At 41.4% G+C, this 4,533-nt stretch carries 5 protein-coding genes; 2 read left to right on the top strand and 3 right to left on the bottom strand.

Translation table 11 applies throughout. From position 1 onward, the window contains the following. Positions 1-79 precede the first annotated feature (79 nt). Complete coding sequence (locus A3766_RS12140) at positions 80-691, top strand: glutathione S-transferase family protein (protein WP_068512547.1); 612 nt, start codon at positions 80-82, stop codon at positions 689-691. An 8-nt stretch (positions 692-699) separates the two neighbouring features. Next, entirely contained in the window at positions 700-1,359 is a 660-nt protein-coding gene (locus A3766_RS12135) for a glutathione S-transferase family protein (RefSeq protein ID WP_068512548.1), read from the top strand. Positions 1,360-1,742: 383 nt separating this feature from the next. Here A3766_RS12135 and A3766_RS12130 read toward each other — a convergent pair whose 3' ends face one another. The 3 genes from A3766_RS12130 to crp all read right to left on the bottom strand — a co-directional run bounded on the left by A3766_RS12130 (position 1,743) and on the right by crp (position 4,276). Further along, positions 1,743-2,333 carry a hypothetical protein gene (locus A3766_RS12130; protein WP_068554562.1) on the bottom strand — a complete coding sequence of 197 codons (591 nt, stop codon included), beginning with the start codon at positions 2,331-2,333 and terminating at the stop codon, positions 1,743-1,745. An 8-nt stretch (positions 2,334-2,341) separates the two neighbouring features. Next, on the bottom strand, positions 2,342-3,355 hold the full coding sequence (locus A3766_RS12125) for a hypothetical protein (protein ID WP_068512552.1): 1,014 nt from the start codon (positions 3,353-3,355) through the stop codon (positions 2,342-2,344). Between the two features lie 279 nt (positions 3,356-3,634). Continuing rightward, entirely contained in the window at positions 3,635-4,276 is a 642-nt protein-coding gene (gene crp, locus A3766_RS12120; RefSeq protein WP_068512556.1) for a cAMP-activated global transcriptional regulator CRP, read from the bottom strand. Positions 4,277-4,533: the final 257 nt, after the last annotated feature.

Here is a 4,533-nt window from a genome sequence, read left to right as displayed (position 1 = left end):
TTTAGAAAAAAATACCATTCTAAACGATCAGTTAGAAAAATTACTAAATCCCGACCAATAACGAATAAGGAAAAACCCTATGAAAATATATGAGATGAGAATCGCACCGAACCCGCGCAGAGTCCGAATTTTCTTAGCTGAAAAAGGGATTACGGACATAGAGTTCATTGAGATCGACCTTCAAAAAGGAGAAAACCTAAACTCAGAATTCAAACAAAAAAATCCATTGGCTAAAGTTCCGGTTCTAGAGCTCGATAATGGCCAAACAATTTCTGAGTCCGTCGCCATCTGTCGATACTTTGAAGAGCTATATACAGAGAAGCCTCTAATGGGTGAAACTGCTTTCGAAAAGGCTCAAATAGAAATGTGGCAACGTTGGGCGGAGTTTTACTTTCTGATGCCAACAGGTATGTGCTTTCAACACTCAAGCGGCTACTTTAAAGACAGAATGAATCCAATTAAGGAATGGGGAGCCGAGTGTGCCACTCATGTTAGAAAATTTATGACACACCTGAATAAGCATTTAGAGCACAATGCATTTCTTGCCGGTGACACATTCAGCATTGCTGATATTACCGCACTCTGCACAATGGACTTTAATCGAGTGAATCAGATATCTATAGACAAAGAACAAGTTCACCTTCTGCGCTGGTATAAAGAAGTTTCCTCTCGCCCATCGGCTAAAGCCTAGGTACATATATGATTGATCTATATACATCACCAACCCCTAACGGACACAAGATTAGCATTGCGTTAGAGGAAATGAATATTCCTTACAAAGTAATCACTGTTGACCTATCTAAAGGTGAACAAAAAACGCCCGAGTATATCGCTATTAACCCGAATGGGCGAATACCGGCGATTATTGATCACGACAACGAAGGTTTTACTCTTTTCGAATCGGGGGCCATCCTGATCTACCTAGCCGAAAAGTCGGGAAATTTTTACGCACATACACCTAACGAGCGCGCGCTTATAAATCAGTGGCTAATGTTCCAAATGGGCGGAATTGGTCCAATGATGGGGCAAGCAAATGTTTTCTTTCGCTACTTTCCAGAAAAAATCCCCGCAGCTATTGACCGTTATCATAACGAGGTAAAGCGTTTGTTTGGAGTACTTGACTCTCACTTAAGTGAACATGAGTACCTGGTAAACAATTACAGCATTGCAGATATCGCAAACTGGGCTTGGGTTCGAACCCACAACTGGTCGGGTGTTGAAATCGATAGCTATCCAAACTTGGAAAGGTGGGTAAAAGCAATATACGAACGGCCGGCAGCATTAAGAGGCATTGATACGCCAAAGCGCCCTCGCTCAGAAAAAGTCGTTGCTAGTGGGCAAAAGATAATCGTTACCTGACAGACAGCGCTAATCAATTAAAAAGCGGGGAGCAATGTGCTTCCTTGCGCACTACTCCCCGCTACCCAAGCTGAAGTCTTGCTGACCTCTTGGTAGGTTGATAAACCCTCATCACAGATGCTCATCCTTGAGCCCTACCCGCTTGTTCACGAAGTTAACAGCCAAATGCCACTGAAAGAATAATAATACTCGCTAAGCAGCATCCCTCGACTCCTCATGATAGATAAGGCTAGTTCGCTAGCATAAACTCTTCCGCGGCGTATCCCTTGCGTAAGGCAAAGCTAAATCCCTTTACTGCGTGAAGAACGTCTTATCTGGAACTAATGTTATAAGCAATTTTTGGGTGTGAATAGTTGTAGCTACAACCTTTTCAAAAAAATAGTCTAGTGATACTGAAATAACTTGGCCAGTACGCGGAAGGCCTTATCATTTGGAACAGAGCATATACTGAGCTTGTTATATATCGCCAATTTCTTTTTATTAATAGCTTGCTGGGAGATTCCCTTCATTTCAGATAATTGATTAACATCGTAAATTAACAGTTCTCTAGCAAGCTCCTGATCAGAGGAGCTGAGCTGTGCAAAAGGACTATCCCCCTCAATAAACGTATCCCCCTGGGCTGCGGATATAATCGCACTCCAACAAGGAGCGAAGCCCTTATTTTTATCCAAAACGGCATAACACCCCAGGCGCATCATTTTTGCTGCGCTCAAGTTATAAGAGTTTGGACTGGTTAGGATAATCACCTGGCCTTTGAACTGTCTACCGAGCCAGCCAACCAAAGCCCAATAATCAACCCCTGGGATTCCTGCATCGACGAGAAGAATGCTCTCGCTTCCCGCTAATAGAAGCTGCTGTTCAAGCTCAGGAGATATTTGGTTGAACGTCTCAAATTCGCACCCCAGCAATACATCTAGAGATATTCTTAGCGTATCGAGCAAGACCTGATCGGTAGAGATTACCTTAACGTGCACCTTCACTCCTAACAAACCAGACAAAGCGAATAGGTTTCGTCATAACTAATTTCTGCTCGTAGATTTGACGCCTTCGCCAACATGAAAAACTCTAGTTTTAAGCAAGCTAATTCTGCACCACGCTCAACACTTGATAGTAAGGGGTTAAAGTAATCGTTATATGTAAATCGCCCTCCAAGATCAAAGTGAATACACTCTCTTTGAGGCTGAACCATGTCTTTAATGTCATAACCTAAAATGGAGTAATAATCTTTAAGGGTCGCAAGCATCAACACCATTGCAGCCTCATTACTTTCAATATTGCGATCAAATCGTTTTTCGCTCTTGATACCGAACTGACGCAGCAACTTAGACAAACGAAAATTACTATTCATCGCTGTCTCAACTTCTCTAGCATAAACTCTTTTAACTGCCGCTATTATTCTCTGGCTTAGAAAACGCTTGAATTGCTCGCTATCCCGAATACATACCTCGTCCATATAACGCTTGGAGTGCAGCCAACCTCGCTCACATACAGCCAAATACTCTGCTGGAAATAACACCAATTGTTCTCGATGCTGTTTGCTTAATTGCGCTTTTTCAATCCCCTTTTTCAGAACAGCCAAGCGGTCATCTATAACCTGCTGAATACAGCTATTCTCACTCAAAAGCTCCTCACAGGCTTTACTCAATAAGCAGCTCAACACAGCATCCAGCTCAAGATTTTTTGGAGTCTTTGATAAGAGTTCACCGCTATCGATAAAGCTACTAGTCGAAACAACCTTGATATGAGGCCAACGCTGATCAGCTTCGTTTAAAAATGAATATGCCGAAAAGCTGGCGCTCTCCTCATCCATCACAACCAGAAAATAATCAGCGGGTTTATGTTCCAAAAAGGAAATAGCTGATTGAATAGAGTTTGCACTTTGTATACGCAGGCCTTTAAATTTAGCTACACGTCGCGCAGAAGAACATGCTAAAGAATCATCACTAACAAACAAGAAGGCTTTGTCTAATTGCAAGCGGGTCGAATTCCATGTCATCACTTAAATCCTTTTATGATCACTGACTACTAACCGAACAAACTTATCACAGGTGCCGAGACAAGAAAGCCCGACCATATAATTAAAGGGTCACGGGTCACATTCACCTTATAAGCATATTCCATCGGAATCCAGACCGAAGGTCAACCACTATTTACATTGCTATTTGAATTAAACCTTCTACCAACAAAATATAGAATAGGTATATTACCCACAGCCCAAACAAAAAAAGCAGGCTAAGCCTGCTTTTTCTTAAACAAAATGGGAAAACCTAAAGAGTTAACGCGTACCGTAAACCACCATAGTTTTACCCTTAACCTGAACTAATCCCTGATCCTCAAGGGTCTTAAGTACACGTCCAACCATTTCACGAGAACAGCCAACTATTCGCCCTATTTCTTGACGCGTAATCTTAATTTGCATGCCGTCTGGATGAGTCATCGCATCAGGTTCTTTACATAAATCCAGTAAAGTGCGTGCAACACGACCCGTTACATCAAGAAATGCTAAGTCACCCACCTTACGCGTTGTCTGTCGCAAACGACTCGCCATTTGCTCACCAATAAAATACAAAATACGCGAGTCTTGAGACGATATTTCCCGGAACTTGTTGTAGCTGATCTCAGCAACTTCACACTCGGTTTTGGCTTTAACCCAGGCACTTCGAGAGTCCAGATTATCAAACAAGCCCATCTCACCGAAGAAATCACCGGCATTCAAATAAGCCATGATCATCTCACGACCATCATCATCTTCAATGATTACCGTTACCGAGCCTTTAATAATATAAAATAAGGAATCACTTTTATCGCCGGCGTAAATGATTGTACTTTTACTAGGGTATTTTCTACGATGACATTGCGATAGAAAGAAATCGAGGTGCTTTGTTTTACTTTCTATCGGTTTGAGTATTGTGGACATTCTAATTTACCTTTTTATTTGCTTACTTATCGTCAAGCGTTACTTCCTGTAATAGGCCAAAACTGAATCTTTATTCACTTTTTATCAGCAAAAACCGTAGCTTAGCCTACTATAATTCAGCTCAAGCACAAGGTTTTTCAATTCCTTTTTCGTAATAACCTTAAGTAACTCTTTGATACTTTTAAAAAGTATAGATCAAAAAAACAATTCCACAGTGATTATTAATTAGGGATTTATGTTACTCTGCATCATCATTT

The sequence above is a fragment of the Oleiphilus sp. HI0132 genome (genome assembly GCF_001635845.1).
Note: the sequence above shows the minus strand (reverse complement) of the source record. Positions and strands in the feature narration are given on the sequence as shown.